This is a genomic window from Streptomyces sp. NPDC058240, from assembly GCF_042882135.1.
Lineage (GTDB): Bacteria > Actinomycetota > Actinomycetes > Streptomycetales > Streptomycetaceae > Streptomyces.
Genome location: NZ_JBHVWT010000005.1, coordinates 228,100 through 244,158, shown reverse-complemented (window position 1 = coordinate 244,158; position 16,059 = coordinate 228,100). Strand labels below are relative to the sequence as shown.

Annotated in this window: 15 protein-coding genes and 1 pseudogene; 8 read left to right on the top strand and 8 right to left on the bottom strand. The window is 72.4% G+C overall.

The annotated features are described in order from the left end of the window. Positions 1–87 precede the first annotated feature (87 nt). The 5 genes from ACFVX4_RS13170 to rsmI all read right to left on the bottom strand — a co-directional run bounded on the left by ACFVX4_RS13170 (position 88) and on the right by rsmI (position 4,276). Positions 88–981: a 4-(cytidine 5'-diphospho)-2-C-methyl-D-erythritol kinase gene (locus ACFVX4_RS13170; RefSeq protein WP_389975473.1), complete on the bottom strand. Its 894-nt coding sequence runs from the start codon at positions 979–981 to the stop codon at positions 88–90. Then, positions 978–1,853 carry a 16S rRNA (adenine(1518)-N(6)/adenine(1519)-N(6))-dimethyltransferase RsmA gene (rsmA, locus tag ACFVX4_RS13165; RefSeq protein WP_389975470.1) on the bottom strand — a complete coding sequence of 292 codons (876 nt, stop codon included), beginning with the start codon at positions 1,851–1,853 and terminating at the stop codon, positions 978–980. The genes ACFVX4_RS13170 and rsmA overlap by 4 nt, the downstream gene beginning before the upstream one ends. Before the next feature lie 47 nt (positions 1,854–1,900). Next, entirely contained in the window at positions 1,901–2,767 is an 867-nt protein-coding gene (locus ACFVX4_RS13160) for a TatD family hydrolase (RefSeq protein ID WP_389975468.1), read from the bottom strand. A 57-nt stretch (positions 2,768–2,824) separates the two neighbouring features. Then, entirely contained in the window at positions 2,825–3,208 is a 384-nt protein-coding gene (locus tag ACFVX4_RS13155; RefSeq protein WP_389975465.1) for a hypothetical protein, read from the bottom strand. 171 nt (positions 3,209–3,379) lie between these two features. Then, positions 3,380–4,276 carry a 16S rRNA (cytidine(1402)-2'-O)-methyltransferase gene (rsmI, locus tag ACFVX4_RS13150; protein ID WP_389975463.1) on the bottom strand — a complete coding sequence of 299 codons (897 nt, stop codon included), beginning with the start codon at positions 4,274–4,276 and terminating at the stop codon, positions 3,380–3,382. A 215-nt stretch (positions 4,277–4,491) separates the two neighbouring features. Here rsmI and ACFVX4_RS13145 point away from each other — a divergent pair, with 215 nt between their 5' ends. The 7 genes and pseudogenes from ACFVX4_RS13145 (at position 4,492) to ACFVX4_RS13115 (ending at position 11,047) form a co-directional block, all read left to right on the top strand. Next, entirely contained in the window at positions 4,492–6,258 is a 1,767-nt protein-coding gene (locus tag ACFVX4_RS13145; protein ID WP_389975459.1) for a dolichyl-phosphate-mannose--protein mannosyltransferase, read from the top strand. Positions 6,259–6,374: 116 nt separating this feature from the next. Then, a complete protein-coding gene (locus ACFVX4_RS13140) occupies positions 6,375–7,274 on the top strand; it encodes an alpha/beta fold hydrolase (protein ID WP_389975456.1) in 900 nt (299 codons plus the stop codon). 152 nt (positions 7,275–7,426) lie between these two features. Beyond that, positions 7,427–9,064 (top strand): penicillin-binding transpeptidase domain-containing protein, encoded by a 1,638-nt coding sequence (locus ACFVX4_RS13135; RefSeq protein ID WP_389975453.1) that lies wholly within the window; start codon positions 7,427–7,429, stop codon positions 9,062–9,064. Positions 9,065–9,110: 46 nt separating this feature from the next. Beyond that, positions 9,111–9,260 carry a hypothetical protein gene (locus ACFVX4_RS13130; protein ID WP_157987114.1) on the top strand — a complete coding sequence of 50 codons (150 nt, stop codon included), beginning with the start codon at positions 9,111–9,113 and terminating at the stop codon, positions 9,258–9,260. Positions 9,261–9,325: 65 nt separating this feature from the next. Next, positions 9,326–9,826 carry a YbaK/EbsC family protein gene (locus ACFVX4_RS13125; RefSeq protein WP_389975450.1) on the top strand — a complete coding sequence of 167 codons (501 nt, stop codon included), beginning with the start codon at positions 9,326–9,328 and terminating at the stop codon, positions 9,824–9,826. Then, positions 9,823–10,674 carry an EamA family transporter gene (locus ACFVX4_RS13120; protein ID WP_389975447.1) on the top strand — a complete coding sequence of 284 codons (852 nt, stop codon included), beginning with the start codon at positions 9,823–9,825 and terminating at the stop codon, positions 10,672–10,674. The genes ACFVX4_RS13125 and ACFVX4_RS13120 overlap by 4 nt, the downstream gene beginning before the upstream one ends. A 159-nt stretch (positions 10,675–10,833) precedes the next feature. Beyond that, positions 10,834–11,047, top strand: a pseudogene (locus tag ACFVX4_RS13115) (DUF397 domain-containing protein). Between the two features lie 87 nt (positions 11,048–11,134). On the opposite strand, the gene ACFVX4_RS13110 reads toward ACFVX4_RS13115, so the two are convergent. Next, positions 11,135–12,682: an MFS transporter gene (locus tag ACFVX4_RS13110; RefSeq protein WP_389975797.1), complete on the bottom strand. Its 1,548-nt coding sequence runs from the start codon at positions 12,680–12,682 to the stop codon at positions 11,135–11,137. A gap of 292 nt (positions 12,683–12,974) precedes the next feature. On the opposite strand from ACFVX4_RS13110, the gene ACFVX4_RS13105 reads away from it, so the two are divergent. After that, entirely contained in the window at positions 12,975–13,967 is a 993-nt protein-coding gene (locus tag ACFVX4_RS13105) for an Lrp/AsnC family transcriptional regulator (protein WP_389975444.1), read from the top strand. 32 nt (positions 13,968–13,999) lie between these two features. Here the strand turns inward: ACFVX4_RS13105 and ACFVX4_RS13100 are convergent, their stop codons facing one another. Both ACFVX4_RS13100 and ACFVX4_RS13095 read right to left on the bottom strand, forming a co-directional pair. After that, complete coding sequence (locus ACFVX4_RS13100) at positions 14,000–14,800, bottom strand: SDR family NAD(P)-dependent oxidoreductase (RefSeq protein ID WP_389975441.1); 801 nt, start codon at positions 14,798–14,800, stop codon at positions 14,000–14,002. Beyond that, positions 14,797–15,960 carry a serine hydrolase domain-containing protein gene (locus ACFVX4_RS13095; RefSeq protein WP_389975794.1) on the bottom strand — a complete coding sequence of 388 codons (1,164 nt, stop codon included), beginning with the start codon at positions 15,958–15,960 and terminating at the stop codon, positions 14,797–14,799. The genes ACFVX4_RS13100 and ACFVX4_RS13095 overlap by 4 nt, the downstream gene beginning before the upstream one ends. Positions 15,961–16,059: the final 99 nt, after the last annotated feature.

The window sequence follows — 16,059 nt, the reverse complement described above, 5'->3', positions numbered from 1 at the left end:
GGGGGATCGATCGGCTTCCCAGGGTACGGGGCGGCGGCGGTGCGATGCCCGCTCGCCCTTGCCGCCCCTCCGCGGTGGCAGGCGCGGTCAGACGACGGCCGCGCCCGGTGCCGGGGACACCGCGGCCCGTGCGTTCCGGCAGGTGCCCGAGGTGAGCAGGGCCTCGGCCACCTTCTGCGCCGACTCCGCGTCCGCCACCAGGAACGCCGTGGTCGGCCCGGAGCCCGAGACCAGGGCGGCCAGGGCACCGGCCGCGGTGCCCGCGGCGAGGGTGTCGGCGAGCGAGGGGCGCAGGGAGAGCGCGGCGGGCTGGAGGTCGTTGGAGAGCGCCTCGGCGAGCGCGGCGGGGTCGCCGGTGCGCAGGGCGTCGAGGAGTGCCGGGGAGGCTTCCGGTACGGGGACGTCGGTGTCCGCCGTCAGCCGGTCGAACTCGCCGTAGACGGCCGGGGTGGAAAGCCCGCCGTCGGCGACCGCGAAGACCCAGTGGAAGGTGCCGCCGACATCGACCGGGGTCAGCCGCTCGCCGCGTCCGGTGCCGAGGGCGGCGCCGCCGACCAGGCTGAACGGGACGTCGCTGCCCAGCTCCGCGCAGATGGCGAGCAGCTCGTCCCGGGTGGCGCCGGTGGCCCAGAGGGCGTCGCAGGCCAGCAGCGCGGCCGCGCCGTCGGCGCTGCCGCCCGCCATGCCGCCCGCGACGGGGATGTCCTTGGCGATGTGGATGTGCACATCGGGCGCGATGCCGTGCCGCTCGGCCAGCGCGATGGCGGCGCGGGCGGCGAGGTTCGTCGCGTCCAGCGGGACCTGGGCGGCGTCCGGGCCGGAGCAGGTGATGCGCAGCTCGTCGGCGGGGGTGACGGTGACCTCGTCGTACAGGCCGACGGCGAGGAAGACATTGGCCAGGTCGTGGAAGCCGTCGGGGCGCGGGGCGCCGACCGCGAGCTGGACGTTGACCTTGGCGGGTACGCGGACGGTGACGCTCACTCGCCACTCCCGGTGGGCTTGTTCTCGGCGATGGCGGCGAATTCCTCGACCGTCAGCGCCTCGCCGCGGGCCTGCGGCGAGATCCCGGCGGCGACCAGGGCCGCCTCGGCGGCGGGGGCGGAGCCCGCCCAGCCGGCCAGGGCCGCCCGCAGCGTCTTGCGGCGCTGGGCGAAGGCCGCGTCGACGACCGCGAAGACCTCGGCCCTGCTCGCGCTCGTCGCGATCGGCTCCGTGCGCCGGACCAGGGAGACCAGACCGGAGTCGACGTTCGGGGCGGGCCAGAAGACGTTGCGGCCGATGGAGCCGGCCCGCTTGACGTCCGCGTACCAGTTGGCCTTCACGGACGGCACGCCGTAGACCTTGTTGCCCGGCCGCGCGGCCAGCCGGTCGGCGACCTCGGCCTGGACCATGACGAGGGTGCGCTCGATGGACGGGAAGCGCTCCAGCATGGTCAGCAGGACCGGCACGGCGACGTTGTACGGCAGGTTCGCGACCAGCGCGGTGGGCGCCGGGCCGGGCAGCTCCCGGACCAGCATCGCGTCGGAGTGCACCAGGGCGAACCGGTCGGCACGCCCCGGCATCCGGGCGGCGACGGTGGACGGCAGCGCGCCCGCCAGCACGTCGTCGATCTCGACGGCGACGACCCGGTCCGCCGCCTCCAGCAGCGCCAGGGTCAACGAGCCGAGCCCCGGACCGACTTCGACGACGACGTCGTCCGGGCGGACTTCCGCCGTCCGCACGATCCGGCGGACCGTATTGGCGTCGATGACGAAGTTCTGACCGCGCTGCTTGGTCGGGCGTACGCCCAGCGCGGCGGCCAGCTCGCGGATGTCTGCGGGGCCCAGGAGGGCGTCGGGCTCTGTGGTGCTCACCTGTTAAGCGTAAGTCGACTCACGCTTCTCTCCCGCCGCCCTGCCGCTCAGTAGTCGAAGGCCCGTGCCGTGTTGTCCGCGATCGCCGCCGCCAGGGTGTCCTCGTCGACCCCCTTCACCTCGGCCATCGCACGCAGCGTGACCGGGATGAGATACGGCGCGTTGGGCCGGCCGCGGTACGGGGCGGGCGTCAGGAACGGTGCGTCCGTCTCGACCAGGACCAGCTCCGTCGGGGCGACGGCCAGGGCGTCCCGCAGCGGCTGGGCGTTCTTGAAGGTGACATTGCCCGCGAAGGACATGAAGTACCCGGCGTCCGCGCAGATCCGGGCCATGTCGGCGTCGCCGGAGTAGCAGTGGAACACGGTCCGTTCGGGGGCGCCCGCGTCGGCGAGGACGCGCAGCACGTCCGCGTGCGCCTCGCGATCGTGGATGACCAGCGCCTTGCCGTGCCGTTTGGCGATCTCGATGTGGGCCCGGAAGGACTCCTCCTGGGCGGCCATGCCCTCGGGCCCCGTACGGAAGTAGTCCAGTCCGGTCTCGCCTACGCCCCGTACGTGGTCGAGCGCGGCCAGCGCGTCGATCTCCGCGAGCGCCTCGTGCAGTGCCGCCTGTCCGCCCGCTTCGCGCGCCCCCTGGCGCGAGGTGCCGTCGGGGTCGCCGTGCACGATGCGCGGTGCCTCGTTGGGGTGCAGGGCGACCGCCGCGTGCACGTTCGCGTGCGCGGCGGCGGTCTCGGCGGCCCAGCGCGAGCCCGCCACGTCGCACCCCACCTGGATCACGGTGGTCACATTGACCGCCGCGGCCCTGGCCAGGCCTTCCTCGACGGTCGCGTCCTGCATGTCCAGGTGGGTGTGCGCATCGGCGACCGGTACCCGGAGGGGTTCGGGCAGCGGTGGGGCTTCGGTACGGCTCATGACGACGATCGTACGAGGACGCGCCGGTGGGCCCCGCTCGCGGTGGAGCCGGTGGGCCTACTTCCGGTGGAAGGGGTGCAGCAGATCGGACAGGTGCCAGTGGTGTCCCGCGCCCGCGGGTGCGGCGGCCACCGCCCCGCCCTCCCGGGCATCGCCGTCCTCCGTCGCCGCCCGCTCCGGCTGGGGGTGGTGGAGCAGCTGCTGGACGGTCGAGACCCGGCCGGCCCGCATGATCCGGACCACGTGTGCGCCGCAGTTCGCGCAATTGGGCCTGGAAAGGGGCGAGGGAACCCGCTCCCCGTCCGCCTTGTATATGACGAAGGCGTTGTTGGAACCGTCGACGTGATGCTCTATTTCGTAGGCCTGTTCCCAGCCGTGTCCACACCTCATGCAAGCGAAGGCGTATGCCTCGTGCGCGGTGGTTGCTGCGATGTCGCTCATGCCCGCTCCTTTGTCCGTCGGACAGGCACTCCGGACCAGCGCTCCGGAGATTGCGTCCCTGAACCAGTGGACGCCTTCACCGGCAGGAGCGCATCGGGCCCTGTCGACTGTTGGAGCGCTTTTGGCCTTCTCGTGGCAGAAAGGCTCGTTGCGCGGCTCTCGCTTTGCTTTTTACGATAGTCCTTTGCCCTCCGCGGGTACGGTTCGCGCCGCGTTCTTTGCCGCGACGACCGCGTCGAACACTTCGCGCTTGGGCAGCCCCGCGTCGGCGGCGACGGCGGCGATCGCCTCCTTGCGTCGCTCGCCCGCCTCCTCGCGCACCCGCACCCTGCGTACCAGCTCCTCGGCGTCCAGTTCCTCGGGCCCGGATTCGGCCGCGCCCTCGACGACGACGGTGATCTCGCCGCGTACTCCTTCGGCCGCCCAGACCGCCAGCTCGCCCAGCGGGCCGCGCTTCACTTCCTCGTACGTCTTGGTCAGCTCCCGGCACACGGCGGCCCTGCGGTCGGCGCCGAAGACCTCGGCCATCGCGGCGAGGGTGTCGTCGAGCCGGTGCGGGGCCTCGAAGAAGACCATGGTCCGGCGCTCGTCGGCGACCTCGCGCAGCCGGCCGAGCCGTTCGCCCGCCTTGCGGGGCAGGAAGCCCTCGAAGCAGAAGCGGTCGACGGGCAGCGCGGACAGGGCGAGCGCCGTCAGCACGGCGGACGGGCCGGGGACCGCGGTGACCTTGATGTCCTTCTCCACGGCGGCGGCCACGAGCCGGTAGCCGGGGTCGGAGACGGACGGCATCCCGGCGTCCGTGACCAGCAGGACGCGGGCGCCGCCGGTCAGTGCCTCGACGAGTTCGGGCGTACGGGCCGACTCGTTGCCCTCGAAGTAGGAGACGACCCGCCCCGTGGTGTGGATGCCGAGCGCCTGGGTGAGGCGGCGCAGCCGCCGGGTGTCCTCGGCGGCGACGACGTCCGCCGTCTCCAGTTCGGCGGCGAGGCGTGGCGGGGCGTCCGCCACATCGCCGATGGGGGTTCCTGCGAGTACCAGCGTTCCAGTCGTTCCAGTCACAGGAGCCATCCTCCCAGCACGGGCGACAGCGCTGGTGCCGTGACCGGCAATGCCTGCCGGAAGGAGCGTCGTCCCGTGCGTGCGATCGCAAGGCGGACGAGAGCCCTGGTAGCGGCGCCACCAGGGCTTTCGGCCAACGCCGCGAGCGTGCGCGCCGGGCGGCGCGACGGGGCAGGGCCTGCCGGGAAGGGCACTCGCACAGAAGCGTTCCCTACGATGGCGCGGTGACGAGTACTGCGCCCGAAGCCCGACAGGGCCAAGACGCCGGGGAACCGCACGGCGAAGAACCGGCCTCCTGGCAGCAGCGGCTGCGCCGCTTCGGCCATTCGCCCCGGCCCGGGATCGGGCTGCGCGAGCGGCTTGTCCCGCCGTTCACCAGGCCCGGCACCCAGTTGTGGGCGGTGCTCGGGATCTCCCCGCCGATGGCCGAGCGCCTGGTGCGGTGGTCGGCGTGGGGCGGTCCGCTGCTGGTGGCGCTGGTCGCCGGGGTGCTGCGGTTCTGGAAGTTGGGCAGCCCGCACGCGCTGATATTCGACGAGACGTACTACGCCAAGGACTCCTGGGCCCTGATCAACCAGGGGTACGAGGGCGACTGGCCCAAGGACATCGACAAGCTGATCCTCGAAGACCCGTCGAAGGTGCACGTCCCGGTGGACCCGGGCTATGTGGTGCACCCGCCGGTCGGCAAGTGGATCATCGGGCTCGGTGAGCACTTCTTCGGGTTCACGCCGTTCGGCTGGCGGTTCATGGTGGCGGTGCTCGGCACGCTGTCGGTGCTGATGCTGTGCCGGATCGGGCGGCGACTGTTCCGTTCGACGTTCCTGGGCTGTCTGGCGGGCACCCTGCTCGCCGTCGACGGTCTGCATTTCGTGATGAGCCGCACCGCGCTGCTCGACCTGGTGCTGATGTTCTTCGTGCTGGCGGCGTTCGGCGCGCTGCTGATCGACCGCGACTGGGCGCGGCGCAGACTCGCCGCGGCGCTGCCGGTCGACGAGGAGGGGGTGCTGCGCCCCGACGTGGGGGTCGCGGAGAACCTGCGGCTCGGCTGGCGTCCCTGGCGGATCACCGCGGGCCTGATGCTGGGGCTGGCCTTCGCCACCAAGTGGAACGGCCTGTACATCATGGTCGGCTTCGGCCTGATGACGGTGCTGTGGGATGTGGGCGCGCGCCGGACCGCGGGTGCGGTCCGTCCGTACCTGGCAGTGCTGAAGCGGGATCTGCTGCCCGCGTTCGTCTCGACGGTCCCGGTCGCGATCCTCACGTATCTCGTCTCCTGGACCGGCTGGATCGTCACCGGCAAGGGCTACTACCGGAACTGGGCGCAGACCGACGGCCGGGGCGGCAGCTGGACATGGCTGCCGGACTGGCTGCGCAGCCTGTGGCACTACGAGTACCAGGTCTACGAATTCCATGTGAACCTGACGTCCGGCCACACCTACCAGTCCAATCCCTGGAGCTGGATCGTGCTCGGCCGGCCCGTCTCGTACTTCTGGAAGGAGCAGCCGGGCTGCAAGGCGTCGGAGACCGGCAAGTGCGCGCGCGAGGTGCTGGCGATCGGGACACCGCTGCTGTGGTGGGCGGCGTGCTTCGCCCTGGTGTACGTGCTGTGGCGGTGGTTCTTCCGGCGCGACTGGCGGGCGGGTGCGATCGCCTGCGGCGTGGCGGCGGGCTGGCTGCCCTGGTTCCTCTACCAGGAGCGGACGATCTTCCTCTTCTACGCGGTCGTGTTCGTGCCGTTCCTGTGTCTCGCGGTGACGATGATGATCGGTGCGATGCTGGGCCCGGCGGCCGGGACCGGGCCGAAACGGGAACTGGGCCTGATGACCGGCGACCCCTCGGGCGAGCGCCGGCGGACGCTGGGCGCAATCGCGGCGGGCGTCCTGGTCCTGCTGATCATCTGGAACTTCATCTACTTCTGGCCGATCTACACGGGAACGCCGATCCCGGACGGGTCGTGGCGCGACCGGATGTGGCTGGACACCTGGATCTAGGGTCTTTCGTTTGGATCATGCCGGGCAGAACCACCGAGAGGCCGTAGTCGTCGACTGCGGCCTCTCGACGGTTGCCGACCGCCATCGGTGTCCGTAGGTTCTCCACGGTGAATCCGATGGAGACCCGGGGCCTCGCGTCGATGACCGACGAGGCCCGAATACGCTGGGTGGCGCTGGGTGACACGCCCCGGAAGCCGCCCGTGGTCCTGCTCCACGGCGGCCCAGGTCTGCCGGACTATCTGGGCGGCGTCGCCCCGATGATCGCGGACCTCGCGCCCGTGTACCGCTACGACCAGCGCGGCACGGGCGGGTCCCCGTGGCAGGGCCGCCATACCTTCGCCCGGCATGTCGACGACCTCGCTGAGCTTCTCGACGTATGGGACGCGCCTGCGGCCGTGCTGATCGGGCACTCCTACGGCGCCACCCTGGCCGGCCGGTTCTGCATGGCCCACCCGGACCGGGTGGCCGCGATGCTGCTGATGTGCGGGCCGTTCGTCGGCGAGTGGCGCGCGGGGGACCGGGCGGAACGCGACCGCCGCATGTCCGCGCCACAACAGGAGCGGCTCCGCGCGTTGCAGCAGTTGCCGCACCGCACGGAGGACCAGGAAGTCGAGTTGCTCACGTTGTCCTGGTTCACCGACCACGCCGATCCCGAACGCGGTTGGCACTGGGCCGCGCAGGGTGCCCGGCAACGCCGCCCCGTCAACTGGCTCATGAACCGTGAGCTCGGCGAGGAAGGACGTGCGGACCCGCTCGACCAGCACCTCGACGAGCTGCGCGGGTGCCTGCCCGCGCGGGTGGAGATCCTCGGCGGCGCCGATGACCCCCGCCCGCTGTCGGCACTCGAATCGCTCGCGCTCCGGCTGGATGTTCCACTGACCCGGGTCGACGGCGCGGGACACGAACCCTGGCTCGAACAGCCCGATGCCGCACGCGCGCACCTTCGGGGATTCGTGCGGGGCACGGTGGGCCCGTGGCGCTTCGACCGGGACGCCGGGGCGGACGGACGCCCGTGATGGTGCGCCCGGATGTCCGGATCGGCATGTTCGCGTCACCCGTATCGCGTTCCGATAACAACCGTCCCGGCCCTCACCACCGTCCCGTAGGGTGCCCAGCAGCATCCCCTTGAACACGTTCAAGGGGACTCCTGGGGAGGGGGACTGCAGGCATGCGCAGTGGAGCGAAGGTTGCGATAGTCGGCGGAGTGTTCGCGGTCGTGGTCGGCGGGGTGGGCTACGGGGCGTACAACATGCTGGACGGGCTGAACGGCGGGGGCGGCGACGGTACGGACGGCAAGTCCGCCTCCGCCGAGGTGAAGACGGGCCCGGTCACCAAGGCGGAGATCGGCGACGCGTCCAAGAAGTTCCTTCAGGCCTGGGCGAGCGGCGACTCGGACGCCGCGTCCCAGCTCACCAACAACGCGGCCGAGGCCGGGCCGGTCCTCACGGACTACCGCGAGAGCGCCCACATCACCAAGGCGGTGATCACCCCGGGCCCCGCGGTCGGCTCGAAGGTGCCGTACACGGTGAAGGCGACCGTCTCCTTCGAAGGCACGTCCAAGCCCTGGTCGTACTCCTCCGAGCTGACCGTGGTGCGCGGACTGACCACCGGCAGGCCCCTGGTGGACTGGTCCCCCACCGTGGTCCACCCGGACCTGACGGACGGCGCGTCGCTCAAGACGGGTGAGGCGTCGGCCCCGTCGATCGAGGCCGTCGACCACAACGGCCGGGCGCTCACCAAGGAGAAGTACCCCTCCTTGGGCTCGATCCTGGACGCACTGCGCGAGAAGTACGGCGAGAAGGCCGGGGGTACCGCGGGCATCGAGACCTGGATCGAGGGCGCGGACGCGGGCAGCCCGGACAAGACCCTGCTGACCCTCACCAAGGGCAGGCCGGGCAAGCTGCGGACCACCCTGGACGCCAACGCCCAGGCGGCGGCCGAGGTGGCCGTGAAGAAGTTCAGCCAGGCCTCGGTGGTCGCGGTCCAGCCGTCCACGGGCGCGATCCGCGCGGTCGCCAACAACCCGGCCACCGGCTTCAACGCGGCGATGCAGGGCAAGCAGGCGCCCGGTTCGACGATGAAGATCGTGACGGCGGCGATGCTGATCGAGAAGGGCCTCGCCTCGGCCAACCAGAAGATCGAGTGCCCGCCGACCGCGACGTACTACAGCCGCACCTTCAAGAACCTGGACGACTTCTCCATCCCCGACGGCACTCTGACGACCAGCTTCGCCCGGTCCTGCAACACGGCCTTCATCAAGCTGATCGACGACACGAAGGACGACGCGGCTCTCGCCAAGGAGGCCCGCGACGTCTTCGGGATCGGTCTGAACTGGCAGACCGGCGTCGTCTCCTTCGACGGCAGCGTGCCCGAGGAGACCCAGGGCGAGGCCGCCGCGCAGTACATCGGGCAGGGCACGGTCCAGATGAACGCCCTCAACATGGCGTCCATCACCGCCACCGCGAAGACCGGCACCTTCCACCAGCCGATCATCGTGGCCCCGGAACTCGACGGCCGGCCGATCGCCACCGCGTCCCGCTCACTGCCCGGGTACGTATCCCAGCAGGTCACCAACATGATGCGCCAGACCGCGAGTTGGGGCACCGGAAGGAACGCCATGGCCTCGGTCGGCGGCGACAAGGGCGCCAAGACGGGCTCGGCGGAGGTGGACGGCCAGGCCACGTCCAACAGCTGGTTCACCGGCTTCAGCAACGACCTGGCCGCCGCCGCGGTCGTCCAGTCCGGCGGCCACGGCGGCGACGCGGCGGGCCCGGTGGTGGCGGCGGTCCTTCGCGCGGGGTCGTGAGATGACTGCTGCCGGGCCCCGGGGGTCGCGCACGTTCGTTCTCGGAATGTGCGCGTCCGTGGGCGGCATCGCGGGTGCGGTCAGGGGCGCGGCGGACGGGATGGGGCTGCTCAAGGTCCTCGGGCTGCTGGCCGTCGGAGTGTTCGGGGTGCTGCTGACCGTCGGCTGCGTGGTGAATTACGCCAGGGAACGGTGACAGCCGTTCCCGCCCGCGTGGAACCGCGTCGCATGCCCCGCGCGAGATTCGCTAGCGTGCGGGGCATGAGCCCTTCCGATGCCACCGCCGCCGCCGAAGCCCACCCCCGATTCGCCGAGGCCCTGCGGGAGCTGGGACTCGATGTCGAGGTCCGCCGGTTCCCCGAGGCCACCCGTACCGCCGCCGAGGCCGCTGCCGCGATCGGCTGTGAGCTCAGCGAGATCGTCAAGTCCCTGATCTTCGAGGCCGACGGGGCCCCGGTGCTGGTCCTGATGGACGGCTCCTCGCGCGTCGACGTGGAGCGGGTACGCGCGGCGCTGGGCGCCGGAAAGGTCAAGCGGGCCGGGGCCGATCTGGTCCGGGAGACGACCGGGTACGCGATCGGGGGCGTACCGCCCTTCGGGCACCGTACGAAGACCCGGGTGCTGGCCGACCGCGGGCTGCTGGACCACGGCGTGGTGTGGGCGGCGGCCGGCACCCCGCACACCGTCTTCCCGCTCGACCCCGAGTCGCTGATCGGACACGCCGGCGCAACCGTGGTGGACGTGCGCGAGCAGTCGGAGTGACACCGCTGGTCGCCCTCGCGGTCCTGATCGCGGCGGTCACGCACGCCAGTTGGAACGCCATCGCGCACGCGATCAAGGACCAGCTCCTCTCCTTCACCCTGATCTCCGGCGGCGGTCTGCTGATCGGCGCGGCCGGGGCCTCCCTCGTGCCGTTCCCGGCCGCTGCGGCCTGGCCGTATCTGCTGGTCTCGGCCGCGCTCCATGTGGCGTACATGCTGCTGCTGATGCGTTCGTTCACCCTGGGCGACTTCGGGCAGATGTACCCGATCGCCCGGGGTACGGCGCCGCTGGTGGTGACGGTCCTCGCCGCGGTCTTCGTCGGCGAGCGCCCGGACGGCTGGGCCACGGCCGGGGTCGCGGTGGCCTCGGCGGGGCTGGTCGGGTTGGCTCTCTGGGGCATCAGGAGCTCCGGCAGGCGCCCGGACTGGCCGGCGCTGCTGGCCGCCCTCGCGACCGGCCTGGCCATCGCCGGGTACACCACGGTGGACGGCGTCGGCGTACGCGCCTCCGGCACCCCGCTCGGCTACATCGCCTGGCTGATGATCCTGGAGGGCCTGGCCATCCCGGCCTACGCGCTGTACCGCCGCCGCGCCGAACTCCTGCCCGCCCTCCGCCCGTTCGCCGTACGCGGACTGCTGGGCGCGGCCCTGTCGGTGACGGCGTACGGCCTCGTCCTGTGGGCCCAGACCCGGGCGGCACTGGCCCCGATCGCGGCCCTGCGGGAGTCGTCGATCATCGTCGGAGCGGCCATCGGGACGCTGTTCTTCAAGGAACGGTTCGGCGCACCGCGCATCGCGGCGGCGGGGCTGATGGTCGTCGGCATCGGGCTGATGCTGCACACGAGCTGAGCGCAACGGGGCAGAGGCGGGTTCAGGGGCGGCTTCAGGGGCGGTACGGATCCGGAGTCCGCACGCTGAGAGTTCTCACCCATGCCTCTCCCCGCCATGGGCGTTGCGTCGTGTGGGTAGGCCGCTTTCGCAGCTCCGCCTCCTACGAAAGGGCATCCCGTGACAGCCGAATCCCCTCGCTGGTTCAAGTCCTCCTACAGCAGCAACGGCGGCGACTGCGTCGAGGTCGCCGCCAACCTCGTCGCACCGCGCGGCATCGTCCCCGTACGCGACTCCAAGAACCCCGGCGGGCGGGCCCGTGCCGCACGCCTCCCCCGCCTCCTTCGCCAGCTTCGTCGCGGGCGTCGAGGTCGGGGAGTTCGGCGCCGTCTGACCTGGACCGACCCCACACCGCCCCGCCGTGCCACGCATGGCGGGGCGGTCGGGCGTCCCGAAGCCGATGCTCCGGGTCTCGCCGCGCTCAGCTCGCCGGGACCGATGCCAGGCGGGCCGACGGTTCCTCGGTGGCCGGGGACGCCGGGGACGCCGGGGCCGTCGGCTTGGCGGCCGGGCGCAGGAGCACGGCGCAGGCGAGGGCGGCCAGCAGGGCGAGCGAGGCCGAGACGGTCAGGCAGAGCCGCATTCCGTCGAGGAAGGAGTCGCCCAGGGCGGTCAGGGCCGGTCCGGTGGCGGCGTCCAGGTGGAGCCCGGCCACGGCGCCGAGTCCCTGCTCGCGGGCGGTGTCGAGGACGCGGGCACTCGCCTCGGCGGGCACCCCCGCGTCGGCGAGGCGGCCGGGCAGTGCGTCGAGGGCCCGGGTGGTCAGCAGGGCGCCGAGCACGGCCGGGCCGAGGGCGCCGCCGAGCTGGCGGAAGGCGTTGTTCCCGGCGGCGGCCATCCCGGCCAGGTGGTACGGGACGGAGGACACCGCGGAGGCGGTCATCGGGGTGAGTACGGCGCCCATGCCGAGGCCCAGCAGAGCCAGCCGCCAGACGATCGAGCCGTAGGAGGTGTGGGCGTCGACGCCGGTCAGCGAGAGCATCGCGCCCGCCGCGACGACCAGGCCCGTGGTGATCAGGACCCGGGCGGAGACCCGGTGCATCAGGCGTCCGACGGGCGCGCCGACGACGAGGGCCACTCCGGACACCGTCACCATCCGCAGCGCCGCCTCGATCGTGGTCAGGTGCTGGACCATGCCGAAGTAGAGACTCAGCACGAAGAAGAAGCCGATCAGCCCGAGGAAGCTGATCATGGCGACCAGAGCGGTGGCGGTGAAGGCCGGGCTGCGGAACAGCGCCAGGTCGAGCATCGGGCTCGCGCTGCGTCGCTCCGCGGCGACGAACACGGCGGCGGATACCGCGCCGAGCACCAGGGCCGTCACCACGGCGGGCTCGCCGAAGCCGTCCGCGCCGCCCTCGATGACGCCGTAGACGACCGCGGTGACCGCGACGGCCGCACTGATCTGTCCGGGCCAGTCGAGCCGACGGCCGTGCGGGGCGCGCGAGTCGGGCAGCAGGAACGCGGCGACGACCAGCACGATCAGGGAGACCGGTATGGGCAGGAGGAAGATCCAGCGCCACGCGACGTGCTCCAGCAGCCCACCCGCGATCAGCGGGCCCACGGCGAGCGAGGCCATCAGGGACATGGCCCACAGGCCGATGAACCTGCCCCGCTCCCGGTGGTCGGGGACCGCGTGGCTGATCAGGGCCAGCGTCGTGGGCAGCAGCGCCGCCGCCCCCAGCCCGGAGACGGCCTGCCCGGCCCACAGGGCCTGCACCGAGTCCGAGGACAGCGAGATCGCCGCGCCCAGCGCACAGAAGGCCATGCCCGCCTGGAAGACCCGCTTGCGGCCGTGGACGTCGCCCCACACCCCGGTGGTCAGGATCAGCGCGGCCATCGGCAGCACGAAGGCGTCCGAGACCCAGGACAGCTGGGACGTGGAGGCGCCCAGGGCCCGCTGGACGGCCGGCAGGCTCACCGACACGGTGGTCACGGGGAGGTAGGCGACGAAGACGCCCAGGCAGGCCATGACGAGCGTGACGCCCCGCCCTGATCTGTCCTGTGTCGTTGCGGAGTTCACGAAGAGGTTCCTTCTGCTGCGGGGGTGGGTGCCGCGCGGGCACCGGCTGCGATGTGAGCACCGCCGTCCGGCGTGCGCCCGCTCCCGGGTGATCCGGCGTACCACCGCATTCCGCGCGGTACGCCGAATCACCCACAAAGCCGCCGACCAGCTTCGCCCCGACCGTCGATGAATCCCCAAGCGATCCCGGCGAACGTCATGGAACCTCCGGATGGAGCGCCGCCCATGTGACCATTCATCCATGCCTGACGATCTGGACCGCAAAATCATCCATGGACTGAACTGCTCGCCGCGGGTCTCCTTCCGCCGCCTCAGCGAGGTCGTCGGGGTGTCCGAGCAGACCGTGGCGCGCCGCTACAGCGCCCTGCGCCGCGGCGGCGTCGTCCGCGTCGTCGGGCTGAGCAGCCCCGCCGCCCACGGCCGGTCCGAGTGGATCGCGCGGCTGCGCTGCCGCCCGGACGCCGTGGAGCCGCTCGCGGATTCCCTGGCCCGCAGGCCGGAGGTCGCGTACACGAGCATCGCGTCGGGCGGTTCGGAGATCATCTGCATCATCCGTTCGCCCGCCGGGACCGCCGGCGACGACGTGCTGCTGAGGCGGCTTCCCCGGGCGGCCTCGGTCCTCGACCTGAACGTCGATCTTCTCGTCCACGCCTTCGGTTCCCCGGACACGGCCGGCTGGACCGGGCGGGAGGGCTCGCTCACCGACGAGCAGGTGCGGCTGCTGACCGCGGAGCGCCCCATCCCCGCCGGGCCCCCGCTCACCCCGACCGAGGAGGACCGCCCGCTCCTCGAAGCGCTGGCGGAGGACGGCCGCGCCTCCCACACCCGGCTCGCGGAGGCCACCGGCTGGTCCAAGCCGCGCGTGGCCCGCCGGCTGGAGGCCCTCGAAGCGACCGGCTCGCTGGTCTACGACATCGACACCGTGCCCGAACGCCTCGGCTACGAGCTCAACGCCACGCTCTGGCTCCAGGTCGACCTGCCCCGGCTCCAGCAGATCGGCGAGGAGCTCAGCGGGCACGACGAGTGCGCCTTCTCCGCGGCCATCAGCGGCAAGCACAACATCATGGCCGTGGTCATCTGCAAGGACACCCCGGACTTCTACCGCTACCTCAGCGGCCGTTTCGCCCGTACCGAGGGCATCAGGGGCTACGAGATCAGTGTGCGCGTGCGCCGCCTCAAGCAGGCCGCCTCCCTCATCCTCAACGGGCGGCTCGTCCACCCCGCGCTCGCCTGACCCGGGCGCGGGGCGGACCGGGCCCGCATCGGTCAGGCCCCCGAAACCGCCTGCCGGAAGCCGTAGTTGACCGCCGTCAGGCCGCCGTCCACGCGCAGCGTCGTGCCCGTGATCCAGGCCGCGTCGCGCGAGGCGAGGAAGGCGACGGCGGACGCGATGTCCTCCGGTTCGCCGACCCGGCCGAGCGGGTAGAGACCGCTCACCCGGGACAGTTCCGCGTCCCGGCCCGCCCAGGCGTCCGTGCGGATCGTGCCGGGGGCGACCAGGTTGACGCGTACGCCGCGCGGCCCCGCGTGGCCCGCGAGGGTGCGGGTGAGGCTGCCCAGGCCCGCCTTGGCCGCGCTGTAGCCGTGGTTGCCGAAGTCCTGTTCGCCGTTGACCGAGCCGATGTTGACGATCGCGCCCCGGCCGGAGGCCACCAGGTGCGGGAGGGCGGCGCGGGCGCAGCGGTAGGGGCCGGTGAGGGTGATGTCCAGGTCGCGCTGCCAGGCCTCGTCGGGCTCGTCCTCGAAGAGCGGGGCGTCGGCGGCGCAGGCGTACGCGTTGTTGACCAACACGTCGAGGGAGCCGAAGGCGGCGACGGCGTGGGCCACCGCCGCCTCGACGGCCGCCCGGTCGGCCACGTCGCAGGGCAGCGCCTCGGCGGCACCGCCCGTCCCGCGTATCGCCGCGGCGGTCCGTTCGGCGCGGTCGCCGTCCAGGTCGGTCACCAGGACGCGCGCGCCCTCGGAGGCCAGCCGGCGGGCCGTGGCCGCGCCGATGCCCTGGCCCGCGCCGGTGATGAGCACGCCGTATCCGTCGAACCGTGGACCAGCGGAGTGAGGAGGAGTCATAGCGCCGACCGTACTGCCCTGACCAGGGCCTGGGCACGGGGATCGGCGGTGACTCCCTTCTGCAGACCGTTCGTCACATAGCCGAGCGCAATGCCGGATTCGGGGTCGGCGAAGCCGAGCGAGCCGCCCCGGCCGGGGTGGCCGAAGGAGCCGGGGGCGAGCAGCGGCGCCGACGGGCCGTGCAGCATGTAGCCCAGGCCGAAACGGGTGTTGACGACCAGGACCCGGTCCGGGCCCGCCGACTCCTCGGTGCGGGCCAGGGTGAGGGTGGCCGGGGCGAACAGGCGGTGGCCGTCGACCGGGCCGATCATCGCGGCGTAGCAGCGGGCCAGCGCGCGGGCGGTGGCGATGCCGTTGGAGGCGGGGAGTTCGGCCGCCCGGTAGCCGGGGTCGTTCTCGTCGGGGAGCGGGTCGATGGCCCCGAAGGCGCGGCGGGTGAGGGACTGCGGATCGCGGTACGCCTCGGCGACGGAGCGCTTGGGGCGCACTCGCAGGATGCCGGTGTTGCCCGCGGCGGCGGGCGGTTCGACGGGCCCGATCCGGCCGATCCGGTGCGCCTCGTCCGCCGGGAGGCCGAACCAGAAGTCCAGGCCGAGCGGCCGGGCGATCTCCTCGGCGATCCAGCGGCCGACGGTGCGGCCGGTGACCCGGCGCACCAGTTCGCCGATGAGCCAGCTGTAGGTCTGGGCGTGGTAGCCGTGGTCGGTGCCGGGTTCCCACTGGGGGCGCTGGGCGGCGACGGCCTGCGGGCCGGAGATCCCGTCGGCGGCTTCGGAGGGGGTCAGCGGGCAGTCGAGCGCGGGGAGCCCGGCCCGGTGGGACAGCAGGTGCCGGACGAGCACGCGTTCCTTGCCGGCCGCCTTGAACTCCGGCCAGTACGTGCCGACCGGGGCGTCGAGGTCGACCTGGCCGCGCTGGTGCAGCAGCAGCGGTACGGCGGCGGCGATGCCCTTGCCCGCCGAGCGGACGATCTGCACGGTGTCCACGGCCCACGGTTCGGCGCCGTCGACGTCTCTCGTACCGGCCCAGAGGTCGACGACCTTGTGCCCGTCCCGGTAGACCGTGACGGCCGCGCCGCGTTCGCCGCGCTGCTCGAAATTACGGATGAAGGCATCCCGGACCGGTTCGAATCCGGCCGCCACCGTGCCCCGTACGTCCACGCCTGCTCCTGCGCTCCCGCTCATCCCCCCATGGTGCATCCCGTGGCGGGTCGGACGTGTGGCGGGTCACCTCATGTTCACAGCGCCGGAACGTTCACC